Source organism: Streptosporangium sp. NPDC049376, from assembly GCF_044466505.1.
Lineage (GTDB): Bacteria > Actinomycetota > Actinomycetes > Streptosporangiales > Streptosporangiaceae > Streptosporangium.
In genome coordinates this window covers 82,130-98,937 of sequence record NZ_JBITMT010000022.1, presented here as the reverse complement: position 1 = coordinate 98,937, position 16,808 = coordinate 82,130, and the positions used below count along the sequence as shown (strand labels likewise).

At 69.6% G+C, this 16,808-nt stretch carries 19 protein-coding genes and 1 CRISPR repeat array; of the genes, 7 read left to right on the top strand and 12 right to left on the bottom strand.

The features are described from left to right. Positions 1 to 16: 16 nt before the first annotated feature. Both ACIBVQ_RS34775 and ACIBVQ_RS34770 read left to right on the top strand, forming a co-directional pair. Entirely contained in the window at positions 17 to 1,150 is a 1,134-nt protein-coding gene (locus ACIBVQ_RS34775) for a sensor histidine kinase (RefSeq protein WP_399182787.1), read from the top strand. Continuing rightward, complete coding sequence (locus ACIBVQ_RS34770) at positions 1,147 to 1,815, top strand: response regulator (protein WP_399182785.1); 669 nt, start codon at positions 1,147 to 1,149, stop codon at positions 1,813 to 1,815. The genes ACIBVQ_RS34775 and ACIBVQ_RS34770 overlap by 4 nt, the downstream gene beginning before the upstream one ends. A gap of 64 nt (positions 1,816 to 1,879) precedes the next feature. Here the strand turns inward: ACIBVQ_RS34770 and ACIBVQ_RS34765 are convergent, their stop codons facing one another. Both ACIBVQ_RS34765 and ACIBVQ_RS34760 read right to left on the bottom strand, forming a co-directional pair. Continuing rightward, positions 1,880 to 2,416: an SMI1/KNR4 family protein gene (locus tag ACIBVQ_RS34765; protein ID WP_399182783.1), complete on the bottom strand. Its 537-nt coding sequence runs from the start codon at positions 2,414 to 2,416 to the stop codon at positions 1,880 to 1,882. Positions 2,417 to 2,423: 7 nt separating this feature from the next. After that, positions 2,424 to 3,608 (bottom strand): TetR/AcrR family transcriptional regulator, encoded by a 1,185-nt coding sequence (locus ACIBVQ_RS34760; RefSeq protein ID WP_399182781.1) that lies wholly within the window; start codon positions 3,606 to 3,608, stop codon positions 2,424 to 2,426. 254 nt (positions 3,609 to 3,862) lie between these two features. Here ACIBVQ_RS34760 and ACIBVQ_RS34755 point away from each other — a divergent pair, with 254 nt between their 5' ends. Beyond that, positions 3,863 to 4,708, top strand: a complete 846-nt coding sequence (locus ACIBVQ_RS34755) for a class I SAM-dependent methyltransferase (protein WP_399182779.1) — start codon at positions 3,863 to 3,865, stop codon at positions 4,706 to 4,708. Positions 4,709 to 4,773: 65 nt separating this feature from the next. Here ACIBVQ_RS34755 and ACIBVQ_RS34750 read toward each other — a convergent pair whose 3' ends face one another. Together ACIBVQ_RS34750 and ACIBVQ_RS34745 are read right to left on the bottom strand one after the other, a co-directional pair. Continuing rightward, positions 4,774 to 5,154 (bottom strand): peptidase inhibitor family I36 protein, encoded by a 381-nt coding sequence (locus ACIBVQ_RS34750; protein WP_362911384.1) that lies wholly within the window; start codon positions 5,152 to 5,154, stop codon positions 4,774 to 4,776. Between the two features lie 162 nt (positions 5,155 to 5,316). Next, positions 5,317 to 6,462 carry an FAD-dependent monooxygenase gene (locus ACIBVQ_RS34745; protein ID WP_399182777.1) on the bottom strand — a complete coding sequence of 382 codons (1,146 nt, stop codon included), beginning with the start codon at positions 6,460 to 6,462 and terminating at the stop codon, positions 5,317 to 5,319. A 58-nt stretch (positions 6,463 to 6,520) separates the two neighbouring features. On the opposite strand from ACIBVQ_RS34745, the gene ACIBVQ_RS34740 reads away from it, so the two are divergent. Beyond that, a complete protein-coding gene (locus ACIBVQ_RS34740) occupies positions 6,521 to 7,108 on the top strand; it encodes a TetR/AcrR family transcriptional regulator (RefSeq protein WP_399182775.1) in 588 nt (195 codons plus the stop codon). A 159-nt stretch (positions 7,109 to 7,267) separates the two neighbouring features. On the opposite strand, the gene ACIBVQ_RS34735 is transcribed toward ACIBVQ_RS34740, so the two are convergent. Then, a complete protein-coding gene (locus tag ACIBVQ_RS34735; protein WP_399182773.1) occupies positions 7,268 to 7,942 on the bottom strand; it encodes a TetR/AcrR family transcriptional regulator in 675 nt (224 codons plus the stop codon). A 130-nt stretch (positions 7,943 to 8,072) separates the two neighbouring features. On the opposite strand from ACIBVQ_RS34735, the gene ACIBVQ_RS34730 reads away from it, so the two are divergent. Both ACIBVQ_RS34730 and ACIBVQ_RS34725 read left to right on the top strand, forming a co-directional pair. Then, a complete protein-coding gene (locus ACIBVQ_RS34730) occupies positions 8,073 to 9,089 on the top strand; it encodes an NAD(P)-dependent alcohol dehydrogenase (RefSeq protein WP_399182771.1) in 1,017 nt (338 codons plus the stop codon). A gap of 79 nt (positions 9,090 to 9,168) precedes the next feature. After that, positions 9,169 to 9,657 (top strand): DUF6326 family protein, encoded by a 489-nt coding sequence (locus ACIBVQ_RS34725; protein WP_399182769.1) that lies wholly within the window; start codon positions 9,169 to 9,171, stop codon positions 9,655 to 9,657. 158 nt (positions 9,658 to 9,815) lie between these two features. Here the strand turns inward: ACIBVQ_RS34725 and ACIBVQ_RS34720 are convergent, their stop codons facing one another. From ACIBVQ_RS34720 to ACIBVQ_RS34700, 5 genes are all read right to left on the bottom strand, one after another. Continuing rightward, entirely contained in the window at positions 9,816 to 10,043 is a 228-nt protein-coding gene (locus ACIBVQ_RS34720) for a BldC family transcriptional regulator (protein ID WP_399182767.1), read from the bottom strand. A gap of 17 nt (positions 10,044 to 10,060) precedes the next feature. Then, a complete protein-coding gene (locus ACIBVQ_RS34715; RefSeq protein ID WP_390040393.1) occupies positions 10,061 to 10,294 on the bottom strand; it encodes a hypothetical protein in 234 nt (77 codons plus the stop codon). A gap of 428 nt (positions 10,295 to 10,722) precedes the next feature. Next, complete coding sequence (locus tag ACIBVQ_RS34710) at positions 10,723 to 11,103, bottom strand: hypothetical protein (protein ID WP_399182765.1); 381 nt, start codon at positions 11,101 to 11,103, stop codon at positions 10,723 to 10,725. Continuing rightward, entirely contained in the window at positions 11,100 to 11,615 is a 516-nt protein-coding gene (locus ACIBVQ_RS34705; RefSeq protein WP_399182763.1) for a hypothetical protein, read from the bottom strand. Before ACIBVQ_RS34705 ends, ACIBVQ_RS34710 begins: the two co-directional genes overlap by 4 nt. After that, a complete protein-coding gene (locus ACIBVQ_RS34700) occupies positions 11,612 to 11,845 on the bottom strand; it encodes a hypothetical protein (RefSeq protein ID WP_399182761.1) in 234 nt (77 codons plus the stop codon). The genes ACIBVQ_RS34705 and ACIBVQ_RS34700 overlap by 4 nt, the downstream gene beginning before the upstream one ends. 1,163 nt (positions 11,846 to 13,008) lie before the next feature. On the opposite strand from ACIBVQ_RS34700, the gene ACIBVQ_RS34695 reads away from it, so the two are divergent. Continuing rightward, positions 13,009 to 14,271, top strand: coding sequence for a hypothetical protein (locus ACIBVQ_RS34695; RefSeq protein ID WP_399182759.1), 1,263 nt, complete (start codon positions 13,009 to 13,011; stop codon positions 14,269 to 14,271). Here ACIBVQ_RS34695 and ACIBVQ_RS34690 read toward each other — a convergent pair. Together ACIBVQ_RS34690 and ACIBVQ_RS34685 are read right to left on the bottom strand one after the other, a co-directional pair. Further along, entirely contained in the window at positions 14,226 to 14,777 is a 552-nt protein-coding gene (locus ACIBVQ_RS34690; RefSeq protein WP_399182758.1) for a GNAT family N-acetyltransferase, read from the bottom strand. The genes ACIBVQ_RS34695 and ACIBVQ_RS34690 overlap by 46 nt on opposite strands. Positions 14,778 to 15,099: 322 nt before the next feature. Beyond that, positions 15,100 to 15,717: a CRISPR direct-repeat array (repeat unit 29 nt; unit sequence GTTCCTCATCACCCTGAAGGGTTCGCAAC). Positions 15,718 to 15,838: 121 nt separating this feature from the next. Next, entirely contained in the window at positions 15,839 to 16,780 is a 942-nt protein-coding gene (locus tag ACIBVQ_RS34685; RefSeq protein ID WP_399182756.1) for an AraC family transcriptional regulator, read from the bottom strand. Positions 16,781 to 16,808 lie beyond the last annotated feature (28 nt).

Genomic DNA, 16,808 nt, shown 5'->3' with positions numbered 1-16,808 from the left:
GTAGAGAATGCGCCTTATGCCCCTTTTTGATCGGCTGCGCGCCATCCCGGCACTCCAGCTGGACGTGGCACTCACCGCGCTGGTCCTGGTGGTCCAACTCTGGCCGCTCCTCTCCGCCGCCCAGGAGTCGTTGAGCTGGTGGGGGTACGCCGTCGTGCTCGCGGCGACCGTACCCCTGATGTGGCGGCGGCGAGCACCGGTGGTCACGCTCATCGTCACCCTCGGCGCCGTCGCCCTCTACGACCTGTCCGACCGGGTCGCCGCCCAGCCCGTCTGGTACGGCGCGCTGGTGGCGATGTACTCCGCCGCCGCCTACGCCTCCTGGTGGCCGCGTGTCATCGCGCTGGCCGTGGCCACCGTCGGCGGGCTCGCGTTCACCGGGTCGTCCGACACGGCGGTGCGCGGCGTCGTGCTGTTCGTCGCCGCCTACGCCGTCGGCCGGGCCGCGGCCGTCTCCCGGAGCCACGCCGCCGCCCTTGAGGAGCGGGCCGCCCAGCTCCAGCGCGAACGCCGGATCGAGGCCGAACGGGCCGTGGAGCGTGAGCGGGCCCGCATCGCCAGGGACATGCACGACATCCTGGCCCACGCGGTCAGCCTCATGGTCGTCCAGGCCGAGGCCGGGCCGGTCGTGGTGCGCACCGATCCCGACCGGGCCGAGGCCACGTTCGACGCGATCGCCGCCTCGGGGCGCGACGCGATGACTCAGCTCCGCAGGCTGCTCGGCGTGCTCAAGGAGGGCGAGGGGCAGCGCGCGCCGCAGCCCACGATCGCCGACCTGCCCGGTCTGACCGACCAGGTCGCGAACCCCGGGCTGGCCGTGAACTACGTCGTCACCGGCACCCCCGTCCCGCTCCCCGGTGACGTCGACGTCGCGGCCTACCGGGTGACCCAGGAGGCGCTCACCAATATCGTCAAGCACTCCGGCGCCACCCGCGCCGACATCCGACTCGACTGGCGGGACGACGAACTCATGATCCACATCACCGACGACGGCAAGGGAGCCTCGCGCGCGCTCCCCCGTGGCGGTAACGGCCTGATCGGCATCCGTGAGCGCGCCGCCGCCTGCCACGGCACCGCCTCGGCGGGACCGCGCTCCGACGGCCCCGGCTTCGAGGTCGTCGTCCGTCTTCCCCTCGGGGTGGCGGCGTGAGCGGCCTGCGTGTCGTCATCGCCGACGACCAGGAGCTCGTCCGGACCGGGTTCGGCATGATCCTCGACGCCCAGCCCGACATCGAGGTCGTCGCCGAGGTGGGGGACGGGGTCGAGGCCGTCGAGGCGGCCCGCGCGCACAGGCCGGACGTGCTGCTGCTCGACATCCGGATGCCCAGGATGGACGGCATCGAGGCGGCCGGGATCGTCTCGGCCGAGACGCCGTGCCGGGTGCTCATGCTGACCACGTTCGACCTCGACGACTACGTGTTCGAGGCGCTGCGGGCGGGCGCGAGCGGGTTCCTGCTCAAGGACGTACGGCGGGACGACCTGGTGCACGCCGTACGCGTGGTGGCGGCCGGTGAGTCGCTGCTGGCCCCCTCGGCCACCCGCAAGCTGATCGCCGAGTTCACCTCCCGGGTCCAGGCCGTGAGGCCACCGGCCGGAGAACTCGACATGCTGACCGCCAGGGAACAGGAGACCCTGCGGATGATCGCCCTGGGACAGTCCAACGCCGAGATCGCCGCCACGATGGTCCTCAGCGAGCACACCGTGAAGTCCCACGTCAGCAACATCCTCACCAAGCTCGGCCTGCGTGACCGGGTGCAGGCCGTGATCGCGGCCTACGAGGGCGGCCTGGTCGTGCCGGGTCACGGTCGCGCCTGATCCCGCCGTGGTCGCCGGTCGCGCCCGGTGAGCGGCTCGACCGGACGGCGCCGCGCCGCGACCCTCAGACGTCGAACCAGGGCCTCCCCGCGACCCAGTGCTCGACCCATCCGGCGAACCCCGAACTCCCCGTGGTGGTACCGAACTCCGCGCCGAAGGGGACGGCGCCCTCGCCGCTGATCTGCCAGACGTGCCCCCGGTGTGGGCCGCTGACGACGAGGTGCCAGTACATGCCGCACCCGTCGGTGCCCAGCACGATCGAGCCGTGGTAGAAGACCCGTTCGAGCAGAGGGTCGATCTCCTCCGACGGGCGTGGATCGTCCTCCCATGCCCACACCGCCGTCAGCGGGAAGGGCAGGGCCAGGACCCGTCGCGGCCGACGGTCCCCCCAGTCCCTGGGCAGCTCGGCCAACGGCACCAGCCCGAAGTCCGGCGGCCCCGAGCGGGACCCGTCACAGACCTCGGCGACGAACGTCCGGTACGGCTCCGGCAGGACGATCCCGTGTTCCGCCTCGAAGGCACGCACGGCTTCCCAGCCCAGGGGCGGCGCGCACGTCCCGACGTCGAACGCGGCACGGAGCGCGTCAAGGTCGATGTCCATGCGCCACCTAACCACACGACCTCGGCCGGCCGACGGCTTCCCCCGCCTCGGCCGGGAACAGTACGGCGAGCGCCGCATCGAGTGTCACGGCCTCCAGCCGGTCGCCGACGAGTGACGTGCCGGACATGACGAGGCCGAAGATGAGGGCCCTGACTCCGTCGACCACCGCGCGGGCCTCGGGGTCGCGCAGGTCGGAACGAGACTCGGAGACGAGATGCGTCCATTCCTCGTGGTTGAGCCGTCGGCGGCGGAGCAGCGCCTGTCGCCGTCGCGGCGGCAGGCCGTACGACTCCCGCTCGACGACCGCCATGAGGTGGGCGTCGGTGAGCGCCCTGCGCACCCGCCTGCGTACCAGTGCCTCCAGGAGCCGCTCCGCCGGGCCGTCCACGACGTACGTCTCCGCGACCTCGGCCTCGGCGCGGTCGGCCTCGACCTGCAGTACCGCCAGCAGCAGCTCGTCCTTGCCCTTGACGTGGTGGTAGAGCGCAGGCCCCGTGACGCCCACCGCCTCGCCGATCTCGTCCATGCCGGTCGCGTGGTAGCCCTTCTCGACGAACAGGCACGCGGCCTCCCGGATGATCAGTTCACGCCGGTCGCCGTCCGCCAGAGGTGCGGGCGTCACCGCGGGTGCCGGGTCCGCCGGAGCCCGGTGCGAGCGGCCGGGCAGGAGCATGGCCAGTGTCATGCGGACGATGAGGCGGTGCAGCAGGTGGTCGTCGAGTCCCACGTGGCCGGTCGCGACGGTGAAGATCAGCCATTTCGCGCCGACCGCCAGCGCCCGCGCCTCGTCCTCGGTCAGCTCGGGTCGTGCTCCGACGATTCGGCGCACCCACTCCTGGAGGTTGGCCCGCCCGCGCCGTAGCAGTGGCTCGCTCGTCTCGGGGGACAGACTGCGCAGCTCACGGGCGGCGACCGCGGACAGCGGACCGTCGTCGACGGCCTGGCGGACCTGGGCGTGGACCAGCCGCTCCAGAACCTCGCGCGGGCTTCCTCCCTCGCGAACGATCTCGGCGATCTCCGCTTCGGAGCGCTCCGCGCTCTGCTCGATCAGGGCGACCAGCACGGCGTTCTTGTCGGGGAAGTGCCGATACACCGTCGGCCCCTTCACTCCGGCCGCGGCACCGATCTGGATGATGCTCGTCCCGTGGAATCCGCGCTCGTGGAACAGACGGGCGGCTTCGCGAAGGATCAACGCGCGCCGGTTTCCCGGCGGCCTGCCGCGTCGTGGACGCGATCGCGTCTGCTCAACCTCCGGCATCCGCCCCGCCCCTCCGTCCATCCACGACGCGTCGACCGTACCTGATCCGGCCACGCCCTCTTGATCATATTAACCGTGAATCACGTAATCATCCAAGGATCTTGCTATTTAGCGCTTGCCAGAGCCGCACGGCCGCATTAAAGCTATCGTTGGTAAAGTTTTCAGCGATCAGGGAAACGGCGGTTGCCATGCCAGGCATCAGTACGGCCGGGCTCTCCGGCATCGAGGAGACCTCTCTCATCACCTTGCACGCACGGGCACTGGACGCCAGGTCGGACGACCCCATCCTGGGAGACCCGTACGCCGAGAAGGCCGCCCAGGCCCTCGACTACGACTGGCGGCGCCTGCAGCCGACTCCCCGGCTGGAGGAGAAGGAGCGGCTCAACGTCAGCATCAGGGCCGTCCACTTCGACCGATGGGTGCGCCGGTTCGTCGCCCGCCACCCGGACGCGGTCGTGCTCGACCTCGGATGTGGGCTGGACAGCCGCGGTTACCGGATCGACCCCCCGCCCGGCGTGGACTGGTACGACGTGGACCTGCCCGGCATCATGGCCGTACGCGCGAAGCTCTACGACGAGACCGACCGCGTCCACGCGCTGGCCCTGTCACTCGACGAGGACGGCTGGCTGGAGGCGCTGCCGGCGGATCGGCCGGTGGTCGTGGTCATGGACGGGCTCTACCCGTGGATGACCAGGCCCACCTTCGTCAGGCTGCTGCGCCGGATCACCGCCCACTTCGAGAGAGGCGAGATCCTCCTGTTGGGCTTCTCCAAGCTCTCCAGCCGGTTGATGCGCAGGGTCGTACCGGCCATCAGGACGATCGGGGCTCCCGTCAACGAGGGGTTCGACGACCCACACGACGTGGAGCGCTGGAATTCCGACCTGCGGCTCGTCGAGCGACAACGGCTGATCACCTCTCCCGAGGTGGCGAAGATGCCGCGCGGCGAACGTATCCGCTGCGGGATCATGCGGGTGATCCCCGGCATGGCCCGCCTGGACAAGGGCTTGCTCCGCTTCACCTTCGGCGGAGCCTGACCCCGCCCAGACGGAACCCGGGCCGCGTACGACCCGGGTTCCTTGTCTGACGGGATGTCGCCGGATCAGCAGGAAGGCGCCACCGCGTCGATCTTGCCGCCGAAGTCGTTGTCGTAGACCCTGCGGTAGTCGCCCCTGCGGACGACGCGGGTCTCCCTGCGGTCGGGGACGTGGATCCAGTTGATGAAGCAGCCGTTGGCGTCGGCCTTGAAGGAGCCGACGTTGTCGTGCAGGGCCGGGGGGACGTCGACGTAGCCGTTGCCGGGGTTCCAGCACCACGAGGCGCCGGTGTAGTTGCGCCCGCTCCACAGGCAGATGTCGCCGGCCGTCGCGGTGGTCGTCGAGGTGGGGACGGCGGCCGAGGCAGGGGTCGCGCAGGCCAGGGCGATGAGCCCGAGAGCGCCGACGGCGACGGCGATCCGGGCGGTGGAGGTCGTTACCTTCATGGTGGTTTCTCCTTTTCTGGGTGGTTAAGGAAGATCCCTCAAGGCACTTCCAGCACAGTATGTAATGGATCGAGTTCGAAGGGTAATGGTTTTTCCATCCGAGCTTCCCTGAGCCTTCTCGGAGAACGCGCCCGAGCATGCTCCCGGTCACGGCGCCGGACGTCAGACGCGCCAGAGGGCGGCGAGCTGCCGGGTGGCCAGCCGGGACGGTACCGCGCGCAGCAGGGCGTCACGCAGCGACGCGGCGAGGCCGGTCCGGGAGGTCAGCCATGACTGCCGGGACGCCGCCCGCATCATGCGGTTGGCGCCGGGCCTGCGCTCGGCGTCGTAACGCAGGAGCCGCCGGGCGGCGTCCGCCGGTTCCGCGCCGGTCAGGTGGCGGGTCAGCGCGGCGGCGTCCTCGAAGGCCTGGCTGGCCCCCTGGCCGAGGTCGGGCGGCATGGCGTGCGCGGCGTCACCGAGGAGCGCGACCCTGCCGACCGCGAACGAGGGCAGGGGCGCGGCCAGGCGGGCGATCGGGTCGACGTAGATGTCGGCGGGCGGGGTGGCCTCGATCAGCGTCGCGACGAGGGGATGCCAGTCGGCCGTCAGGGACAGCATCCACCGGCGCGCCTCCGCCGCGTCCGGCGGCGTGCCGTACAGGACGGAGTCGGTGAACCAGTACAGGAGGTCCTCGCCGACGGGGTACAGGCCGAACATCGCCCCGGTGCGGCGGTCGACCAGCTGGCTGGTGAGCAGGTCCGTCACCAGACCGGGCGGGCGGGGCAGCATGCCGCGCAGATCCATCCGGCCGGTCCGCCGCAGCCCGGGGTGGCCGGGGAAGAGCTGAGCCCGCAGCCTGCTGCCGATGCCGTCGGCGGCGATCACGACGTCCGCCCTGGCGACGGGCTCACCGTCGGCGATCACGGTCACCCCGGTGGAGTCGGGTTCCAGACGCTCGACCGGGGTGGAGGTTCGCACCCGCTCGGCGGGGAGCGGGGCGCGTAGCGCCCGGTGCAGACGCGCCCGGTCGATGATGACGGGAATCCCGATCCGCTCCCGCACCCGGGCCACGTCGGTGATCAGCAGCGGCCGTCCGTGCCGGTCGCGCAGCCCTCCACGGCCTTCACGCATGACGTGCCCACGGATGTCCTCGGCCAGCCCCAGCGTGTCCAGTGCCCGGAGCCCGTTGGGCATGACCACGATCCCGGTCCCCGCCTCCCTGAGCTCGGCGCCGCGTTCGAAGAGCGTCACCTCATGGCCCAGGCGATGCAGCCCGACCGCGGCCACCACTCCTCCAAGCCCGGCGCCGACCACCACGATCCTCATGGAACCTCCTCGATTCACTACGATCGTACTAGTACGCCTACTGGTATAGCGTGGCCGTATGCCGCCCACCAATCCGGCCCGTCGCCGCGCCCTGACCGATGCCGCCATCGCGCTGCTGGCGTCGTCGGGCGTGCACGGGCTGACCCACCGCGCGGTGGAGAAGGAGGCGGACCTTCCGCCGGGAACCGCCTCCAACTACTTCCGTGACCGGGAGACGCTGCTGGTGGCCGCTGCGGAGCGCGTCGTCGAGCTGCACCACACAGACACCGGCCAGGCCACCGACCAGGCCACCGACCGGCCCGCGACGCTGGACGACCTGCTGACCGAGTCGCTGTTCACGGCGGCGACCACACTGCGCGACCGCTATCTGGCGATCTTCGAGCTCCAGCTGGAGTCCGTACGCCGCCCGGCGCTCGCCTCGGCCCTCGCGGGCCTGGGGGACGCGGCGGTACGGATCACCGCAGGGCAGCACGACAAACTCGGTCTCACCCTCCCCCGCGAGAAGATTCCCACCCTGATCGCGCTCTACGGGGGCGCGCTGTTCACCCTGGTCACCGCACCACCGGAGACCGTCGACCGGGACGTCGTCCAGGCCCTGGTCAGGACCATCCTGAACGGCTGCGCCTCGCGGGAGGAGAAAACCTGAGGCCTGCCACCGGCGCCGCGGATCGGCGGCCCGCCCTCCAGACCGCCCACGGGATCGCCCGGCGATTTCCCGGCACCTTCTTGGCGACGTCCCGGCCGGTCGTGGTGGCGGGGACGCTACAAAGCCACCCGATCACCTAACGGCATCACGGATGGGGGCTCACTGAGGCACTCGCAGGGGCTCAAGGGCGGCCAGGACGAGGTCGAGGCCGAAGACGAACTCCTTCGCCGGGTCGAAGCCGGCGGCGACGAGCGCCGCGGCGGACTCGTTGAGGTAGGGGAACTCGTCAGGAGGAAGCTGGGGTAGGTAGGCGTCCTCGATCACGTCCGCGAGCTCATCGGCGGTGCCGAACGGCAGGCTGGCCGCCTGCAGGGCGAAACCGTAGACATAGCTGTCGAGCAACCAGTTGGCGTGCGTCGCCATCAAGGCCGAGAAACCGGCCCTCCGCAGGCAGGCGGTGACCGCCTCGTGGTGGCGGAGGGTCGCGGGCCCGGGCGATGTCCGCGACTCCATCAGGCCGTTCGCCCACGGGTGGCGTGCGAGAACCTGCTGGGCGGACACCGCCCGCCGTCGTATCGCCGACTGCCAGTCGGTCCCTTCCGGCGGGAGCTCGATCTCCTCGAACACCACGTCGATCATGGCGTCCAGCAGCTCTTCCTTGCTCGCCACGTAGTGATACAGCGACATCGCGCCCGCGCCGAGCGTGCCGGCCAGCCGGCGCATGCTCAGCCCGTCGACCCCCTCGCGGTCGGCGAGCCGGATCGCCTCCTCCACCACCCGCTGCTTGCTCAGCCCCGCGTCGGACGCGACCCGCCTTTGTTCCCTCGCAGCCAACGGGTCTCCTCGCTCGCTCGTACGGCTTGACAGTCGTACAGCGTACGTCCATAGTACGGTGTACGTGTTCGTACGGTGTACGACGTACGGTGTACGAAACAGCGGGCGTCGCGGCTCGGAGGAGGCTTCTGTGGGGACTGAACGAATGCCGGAGGCGAGTCCGGCCGGGGCGGCGACGATGCGGGCCGCCGTCCAGCACCGCTACGGCCCGCCCTCCGTGCTCGTGATGGCCGAGGTCGGGCTACCGCTGCCCGGTCGAGGCGATGTGCTCGTCCAGGTGGGCGCGACCGCAGTACATCCTGGCGACTACTTCGTCATGACCGGTGAGCCGTACGTGGTGCGTCTGGTGTTCGGGCTCCGCCGGCCGCGTCACGGCATCCCTGGCAGGGACCTCGCCGGTGTGGTGGCGGCGGTCGGGAAGGACGTCACCGCCCTCCGACCCGGCGACAAGGTGTTCGGCTGGAGCACCACGGGAACGCTCGCGGAGTACGCCCGCGTCCCGGCGGACCACCTCGTGTCCGTGCCCGCCAACCTGTCGGACGTGGACGCGGCGGCGGTGCCCACGTCCGGCATGACGGCATTGCAGGCGTTGCGCGACATCGCGAACGTTCGACCGGGCCAGACGGTGCTGATCACGGGCGCGTCGGGCGGCGTGGGCTCCTTCGCCGTACAGATCGCCAAGGCGTTCGGCGCCGAGGTGACGGGTGTGTGCAGCACCCGCAACGTCGACCTGGTCCGGTCACTCGGCGCCGACCACGTCGTCGACTACACCGAGACCGACTTCACCCGCACCGGGAAGCGCTACGACGTCATCCTCGACAACGTGGAAGCCCAGCCCCTGGCGGCTGTCCGCCGAGCGCTGACGCCCACCGGCACCCTCATCCCCAACAGCGGACGCGGCGGCCGCCGGATCGGCCCCCTCGGCCGGATCGTCAAAGCGCGCGTGCTGTCCGGGTTCACCCGTCAGCGGCTGAAGCCCTTCACGTCGGTCGGGAAGCGCCAGGACCTGCTCACCCTGGCCGACCTGCTCGCGACCGGGCAGGTCAAGCCCGTCATCGACCGCACCCACCCCCTCGACGAAGCGCCTGACGCCCTCCGCCACGTCGCGGCCGGCCACACCCGGGGGAAGGTCGTCGTCACCGTCTGACGCCCGGACCCGTGCGTGTGCACGCCCGAACCTGCCGCCGCTCCGGCGCAGGGGACCGCTCCTCCCGAAAGAAGAACCGGTGACCATCCGAACGAAAACCCCGGACCTGCTCGACGACCCGCCGGTCCCCGTTCAGGCCAAGCTCGCCGCCGCATGGGCCGGCTTCATGTTCCTCTACATCTACGTCGACTACTTCCACCTCTACAAGCCCGGCGTCATCGACGGCGTCCGCGCCGGTGTCGTCTTCGAGTTCGACGTCAGCCCGACGTTGTTGACCGTGATGCTCGCGTCCGTAGCGATCCCGGCCCTGATGGTGATGCTCTCCATGACGCTGCCCGCCCGGGTGAACCGCGCCACGAACCTCGTCGTCGCATCGCTCTACATCCCTTACTCGGTGTTCAACGCGGTAGGGGAGACCTGGGACTGGGCCTCCTTCTATGGCCTCTCCATCGGAATCGAGGTGCTGCTCCTGGCCTTCGTCCTGCGCTCCGCCTGGACATGGCCTCGAACCCCCGCCGTCCCAGCCGGTCCCGCGACGACCGATCTTCGACAGGACCTTCGACAGTAGGTATCCGTGTAAGGCCCTACGGCGTGAAGCCCGCCGCCGCGCCCGTAGGCCGAACGGTGGCCGTCCGACCAGCGGACCTCATCCAACCGACCGCGACGACGAAGAGAGCGTCAGCTCGCTTAACGCACGCTCAGACGTTCGTGCCCCTGACGTCGTGGTCAGGGAGTCGAGCCGTTGAGGAGGGCCTTGATGTCGGTTTCCCGGTAGCGGCGTTGGCGGCTGGGGGTTCGGACCGAGGGGATGCGGCCGGTCAGCGCCCAGCGGTTCACGGTCTTGGGGTCGACGCCGAAGATCCGGGCGACCTCGCCGGGGGTGAGGAGTCGTTCGGTGGTGCCGGGGCCGGTGGAGAAGGTGCCGTCGGGGGCGACGGCCGTGAGGGGGGACATGGGGGCTCCGTAGGGGGTCAGTAGCGGCTGCGGTGGAGGATCTCGTCGTGCCGGGCCAGCGCTCTGGCCAGCCGGTGGAGAGTCGTACGGCCAAGCGCATCGCGGGCCCCGGCCCTGCGCTGGTCGAGGCGTAGCGGTTCGTAGCGGACGGCCCACCACCTGGGAAGTCCTGGCAGGTTCCGTTCCTCGTACCGCCAGGCCGGATGAGTGCTGACGAGCAGGTCGATCAGGCGTCGTTCGTCGTCGGTCACGGTGATCTCTGTTCGGAGGCGGACAAGGAACACACTTCGCTCAGGCCGTCGCCGTTCGGGCCGGGGTTCCCGATCGCTCGAACCGCGAGGTCCGATCGTCTTCGTTCTGGCCGACCTTCATCCGGGCCATGAAGCCGGGCTCCATTCGACCGGGGCTCCTGATCGTTCGGGTCGGGTGGAGCGGTGACGAAAGGACGGGTGCCCGGCCCGGAGCCGGGGAGCACGGGCCGGACACCCTGGAGGAGGACCGGCCTTCCTTATAGGAAGACCGGTGCGCCAGACGGCTCCCTCTTCCCCAGCACACTCGGCGTGTGCGGGAACCGTCTTGCGAGGGTGTGCGGCCCAGGTCCCTCCCACCTGAGCCGCACGTTCACGAGGTACGGCGGGGCGGCGGGTGGGATGACGTTCCACCGCCCGCCGTACCGGCCTCAAGAGCGCAGCAACCTGCGCAACGCCGTAGCCCGACCCGGCGCGACGGCCTGACCGGGGCACACGGCCTGAACGACCCGGGAGGCCCGGGCGGTTCGAGCTCGCAGGGCGCGGGCGACGGCGACGGCCTGGATGCTCGGCGGGACCACCGGGAGCGTCTGGGCGCTCAACTTACGGTCCAGTTCCTCAGCCGACCCGGCCCGCACCAGCAGCACGTCCCCGGGACACGGCCTGCCGGGCAGGGCGCTTCGGTAGGCGCTCCACAGGCCGGACCGCGAGCTGTGGAAGACCAGCCATCCGGGATGAGCCGTCTGCAGGGAGTCACAGGTCCGATCGGAAAACTCAGAATCCTGACGCGCCGTCCAGGCCGTTGGCATCATGCCGCCCTCCCACCCGGTGAGCGCCTATCCCTGGCGGACACCGCTCCCTCACCCGGCGAACGCCGTCCCTCGGCGGGCACCATCCCCTCACCCGACGAACGGCGTCCCCCGGCGGACGCCGTTTCCCCGGTCGGTGAACCGCGCTCACCGCTGGGCCCCTCAGCGACCACCTCGTTCCGCGCCTCCGAAGACGGACGACCGGCCCAGCCCCTCTCACGCCGAACCGTCGCCGGAGAAGGCTTCGACGCGGGCGCCGCGAGCCGCATCGCCCTGATCATCTCCGCCTCCCGCATCCGCTCCTCCAACCCCTCGGCCGTCGGGTCCGCGACGATCACCGGCCGGGGGCCCTCCCAGGCCGCCACCGCGTAGAAAGCGCGTCGTCCCAGGCTGTAGAGCACCGTCCAGTCAGCCCACGCCTGGTCGATCCGCTCGGCCTCCGCCCGCGCGGGCCCATCCCACACCCGCCGATACACCGGCGCGTACGGCAGACCGTCCCGGTGCCGTCCGGTCACGGGGTCACCCCCGCAACGGCGTCGCGAGCGGTCCTCTCCTGCTCGGCCACGGCCTCCTGAACCTCGTCGAAGGTGTCGGCGTCCACAGCCGACTGCGCCCCGGCCCGTACGGCGACGCGGGGAAAGAGGTGGTTGCGGAAGGCCCAGAACCGGCCCGTGTCGCTGATGAGCAACCGCCAGCCCGGGATCACCGGGCGGTTGGGGGTGTCGTGCATGATCTGGACCTCCAAGATCCGACCAGAGGCGTGCCTGGCCAGGGTGATCGCCAGACGGGCCTGCCCTGCGGGACAAGAGAGAAGCCGCGCGCCGTACGGCACAGCCGAAGACCGAGGACCGCGAGCACCAGGCCGACAGACCGCCTGAGCACGGGGAACGTGACATCGGTCTCCGCGTCGAGGCGGCCCGCCGCTCGCGGGCCGTACACCGAAGTGACCGGGCGGACGGACCCTCGTCCAGGTGATCCCCGGCCGAGGAACCGTGGGGAACGAACGCCGAACCCGCCTGGACACCGGAGCCTGGGCAGGCCGTACCGGCGCGGCAGGCTCAGACTCCGGAACCGCGACCGGGCCATCCACAGGAACCGGCTCCGCAGAACCGTCCAGTACGGCACTCACGGCCGAGACCACCGAGAACGCCTCCAGCTCGGGAACAGGACCACCCTGACCAGGACACGGCACCAGGCCTGGCCCAACCACCTCCGCAGGACCATCCGGTATGGCCTTCGCAGCCGGGACCAGCGCGGGCGCTTCCGGCTCGGAAATAGGACAACCCTGACCAGGCCCCAGCACCAGATCTGACCCAGCCACCCCCACAGGACCATCCGGTACAGCGCTCGCGGCCGGGGCCATCGCGGGTGCCTCCGGCTCAGGATCGGGCTCGGGACGCCGCTGAGCAGGCACCAACGGAATCACCTCGGCGGGAGCGACCTCCACCGGAGGCCGAGGAGCGGGAAGGAACTGCGGGCCGTGCTCGCGGCGGGCCTGGAGGCGGGCGTTCATCAGCAGCCCGGACGGCTGCACGTACTCGTGCCCGTCCTGGTGTGGGCAGCCGTGGGCATAGGGGGCATGCCCACACCGGGCGCACCCCATGGGCAGGGGGACGGCACCGGCAAAGCAGCCGCAGCCGTCCCGGATCGATGTGTCCGGGCCGGAGCCTGGAGCACTACTCTTGCTCACGTCAGGAGTTACCTTCCTGATCAAGGCCCCGGCCGGTGCTGTTATCACCGCGTCCGGGGCCGCTGTCGTTTTAGGGCTTTGACAGTGAACCTCAGCGAAAGCACCGTCCGTAACGGAAAATGGCGGAGACATGGGCGGAGACTTTCTCCCCGCCCCTTCTCCGATGGGCGGGCGATATGGGGACATCTCTGCCAGAACGTCCGGCATGGGCATCACGCTTGCAGTCCGAGCGTGAAAAGCGCCGGTGGAACAAAAGTGAGATGGCCCGCCGCCTGCTCACCGAGGCCGGGCACGACCCTTCGATGGTCGACTCCCTGGCCCGATCGATCCGTGACTGGGAGAAAGGTAAGCATTACCCCCGCGACTGGGCAGCGGTTTACGCCCAGGTGTTCAATCTCCACGAAGACGTCCTATTCTCCAAGAAAAGGGCGTCACACGAGGATGATGAGATGGAACGACGCAGGCTCCTGCAAGCGCTGGCGGCGCTTGGCGTCTCCTCGTCTCCGGTCTTCGACTCGCTCCAGACGATCCGGGACAGCGTCGGCCTGTCGCTGGGACGGGACGAATGCCTTGATGTGGAGATGTGGGAGGAGACCGTCTCCGAGCACGGTTACGGCTACCTGCTGACCCCTCCGCAGCAGATGCTCGGCGAGGTGGCGGCCGATCTCGTAGCGGTCAGGCAGGCCATGTCCCGTGCGGGAGATCGCAGCCGGATGTTCCGCTCATGGTGCCGGGTGACCGGTGGCCTGTCGCTGCTCATGGCGAAGACACTGTGCAACCTGGAGCAGTCCCGGCAGGCCCGGCAGTGGTGGGCGACCGCTTCGGATGCTGCGGAGCTGTCCGGAGACCCTGACCTAGGGTTGTGGATCAAAGCGGAGCAATTGATTCATGGGCTCTACGACCAGCGCCCCGCGCCGGTTCTCCTGCGTCACGCCGACGCCGCGCTCAGCGGATATGGCGACTCCGCTTACAAGGGAGTCGCCGGGATCTCGGCAACCCGCGCGCAGGTGCTGGCAACCGCCGGAATGGCTACAGAAGCAACAGCGGAACTCCAGCGTTGCGGCGAGGTATTCGAACGTTTGCCTGGAGCGGTCACCGGCAACGTTCAGTCCATCGAAGGGTGGGGAGCCGAACGACTGGGCTATACGAAAGCATGGGTCTATGCCCATCTTGGCGACCGCGATCGGCTTGATCACTCCGTCAATCAAACGCAACAGATTTTGGAACATTCCGATACCCGGTTTCGGGTTCAGCTGGCTCTTCTTCAGGCCGTGGGACACGTACGTTCCGGTGATGTGATCGAGGGCGTACGTTACGCCCAGGCCGCTTATCAGAATCACCCAGCCGAGCAGCGAACCACCATGGTGACACGGCTGGCCAACGAGGTCTTCGAGGCGGTACCTGTGGCTGAACAAACCACACGCGTAGTAGCCGACTATCGGGAACTGGTCGGCGCCCCAGGCCGTAAAGCGATCACGTAAAGGTCGAACGCGTCCGAGGTTTCGCCCTCGACTCCCGGAACCCGGCCTACCAGGCTCCACCCCCAACGTTCATACATACGCTGCGTCTCGCGATTGTCAGGAACGGTGGCCAACGTCGCCCGTTCCTCGGGACGCGACCTGAGAAGCTCATTCATGAGACGCCTGCCAAGCCCCCGGCCACGATGGGACGGCAACACCGCCAAGTCGATCACCGCGAACGTCCGCCGCCCGGTCTCGACGGCGAAACCGTCAGGTTGGAGCGGCCGGAGCCCGTTCCACCACGTCGAACGCGCGGAGAGCGGCAGGCCGTAGGCGAAGCCGACCAACACCCCGTTCTCCCGCACCGTCACCGCCTCGAACCCAGCCGACTCGATCTGCCGAAGAGTCCGCCGCCGATGGTCGCCCAGGTCGTAATTCGGGAACGCTACAGCGTAGACCTGCTGAATCTCATCGAACTGCTCCCGAGCATCCCCGGGACTGAGACGGCTCACCTCTGCCTGGCCCATGAACACATCCTCACCACATCCCACCGCCCGAGGAAAGCAGAGAGCCCGGACACCTGAAGCTGCCCCGGGCGGCAAAGACCCCTCCAACCCAGCCCTGACCTTCATCGCCTCCGAGTGGAACGCCTTCATAAGCGACGCAAAACTCGGAACATTCGACTTCTCACCCACGAGCCCGCCATCATGGACAGAGCCCCACGTCCCGAGGCCGTACCCTAAAGATGATCAACGCTCTGACCTGCATATCTGCGCTACCGCCGGACTGCTGCAGAAACAGTCCTTCCTGCCCCTCCACGACCCCACCCGACCTGGGACTTTACCCTCGGGTTCCTCATCACCCTGAAGGGTTCGCAACGCGATCTGGTTGGCGTTCACGGGGGCTCCTGAAGGTCAGGTTCCTCATCACCCTGAAGGGTTCGCAACGTGTTCACGAGTGGCCGGGGCTGCGTGGTCATCTCGGGTTCCTCATCACCCTGAAGGGTTCGCAACGTGTTCACGAGTGGCCGGGGCTGCGTGGTCATCTCGGGTTCCTCATCACCCTGAAGGGTTCACAACGCGGGCCGGAAGCTTCCGAAGGGCCGCCCCCGGGTTCCTCATCACCCTGAAGGGTTCGCAACCCCCTTGCGGGACTAGGGCAGAACGCCCCGTAGCGAGGTTCCTCATCACCCTGAAGGGTTCGCAACTCGATCCAGGACAGTGAGCCCCGGTCGAGGGTCTGTTTCTCATCACCCTGAAGGGTTCGCAACATCAGCCAGGTCACGCCGACGCCGGAGTGCTCCACCGTTCCTCATCACCCTGAAGGGTTCGCAACAGGTGTCCCATCGCGGGCGCCTGCAGTACACCGCCGGTTCCTCATCACCCTGAAGGGTTCGCAACGTGTAGACGGCGACATGGCTGTACCCGTGATTGCAGGGATTCCTCATCACCCTGAAGGGGTCGAAGCCATCGCCAAAGTCGCCGAGGTGCCCGTGCCGCGTCGCCGTACCCCCTGACGACCGAGTGGCGGCCGGGGCCGTGGGAGTTCCTGGCCGTTGGGGATCGCCAGTGGGTGGAGGAGCCGCTGTTCAGTCTTCTTGAAAGCCGGGGGCCCAGCGGCGGCGGTAGTCGCCGGGGGTGGTGCCGTACCACTGGCGGAAGGCCAGGTGGAAGCCGACCGTCGAGTGGTAGCCGACGCGCTCGCTGATCCGGCTGTGGGCGAGTGTGGTCTCGCTCAGCAGGCGGGCGGCCTCCTGCATGCGGCGGGCGGTCAGGTGCCGGATCGGCGCCTCGCCGACCAACTCGCGGAAGGTCGCCGCGAACGCCGAGCGCGACATCCCGGCCTGGGCCGCCAGCAACTCCACCGTCCAGGGCTCGGCGAACCTCGTCTGTACGGCGTGCAGCGCCGTCCCGATCGCGGGGTGACACAGCGCCCGCAGGACCGGCGAGCCCTCGGCCAGCTCCCCCACCGCGGCCCGCAGCGCCAGCACGAAGACCAGCTCGAAGGCGCGCAGGGCGACCAGCGCCGCGCCGGGTTCGGCCAGGTCCCACTCGCCCGCCAGCTGTCCGAGGGTGCCGCCGAGCAGCCCGTGGCCGTCCAGTGTGGCCTTGTCGAGCACCAGGACGGGCGGCAGCGCCCGGTAGATCGGCGAGATGGCGGCCCGGTCGTAGTGGAGACCACCGCAGATCAGGACGGTCCGCTCGCCGGGCCCGCCGAGTTCGACGGTGGTCACGCCGCCCGGCGGCCGTTCGGGCAGCAGTGTGGAGAGCGGTACGGCGGGGCGCCCCGGCCGGTCGCCCAGCCGGTGGGCGTTGCCGTGCGGGAAGACGGCCAGGTCTCCGGCGTGCAGCAGGACGGGCTCGGCGCCGGGCAGTTCGACGGCGCAGGTTCCCTCCTGCACGTAGTGCAGCAGCGCGCAGTCCTCGGCCTCGCCCGCGATGCCCCAGGGTGACCCCGCCTGCCAGCGGCTGTGGAAGACCCCCTCCAGCCGCAGCGGGGCCAGCAGGGCGCTCAGCAGGTCATCATCCAATGGACGATCCTTAAATAACCCGATATTT

Bases quoted from the DNA above. Each gene is read 5' to 3' on its own strand.
- ACIBVQ_RS34690 (WP_399182758.1), bottom strand. From the start codon at position 14,777: ATGGGCCAGGCAGAGGTGAGCCGTCTCAGTCCCGGGGATGCTCGGGAG.
- ACIBVQ_RS34775 (WP_399182787.1), top strand. From the start codon at position 17: ATGCCCCTTTTTGATCGGCTGCGCGCCATCCCGGCACTCCAGCTGGAC.
- ACIBVQ_RS34745 (WP_399182777.1), bottom strand. From the start codon at position 6,462: ATGAGGATCGTGGTGGTCGGCGCCGGGCTTGGAGGAGTGGTGGCCGCG.
- ACIBVQ_RS34765 (WP_399182783.1), bottom strand. From the start codon at position 2,416: ATGGACATCGACCTTGACGCGCTCCGTGCCGCGTTCGACGTCGGGACG.
- ACIBVQ_RS34750 (WP_362911384.1), bottom strand. From the start codon at position 5,154: ATGAAGGTAACGACCTCCACCGCCCGGATCGCCGTCGCCGTCGGCGCT.
- ACIBVQ_RS34720 (WP_399182767.1), bottom strand. From the start codon at position 10,043: ATGTCCCCCCTCACGGCCGTCGCCCCCGACGGCACCTTCTCCACCGGC.
- ACIBVQ_RS34740 (WP_399182775.1), top strand. From the start codon at position 6,521: ATGCCGCCCACCAATCCGGCCCGTCGCCGCGCCCTGACCGATGCCGCC.
- ACIBVQ_RS34755 (WP_399182779.1), top strand. From the start codon at position 3,863: ATGCCAGGCATCAGTACGGCCGGGCTCTCCGGCATCGAGGAGACCTCT.
- ACIBVQ_RS34710 (WP_399182765.1), bottom strand. From the start codon at position 11,103: ATGATGCCAACGGCCTGGACGGCGCGTCAGGATTCTGAGTTTTCCGAT.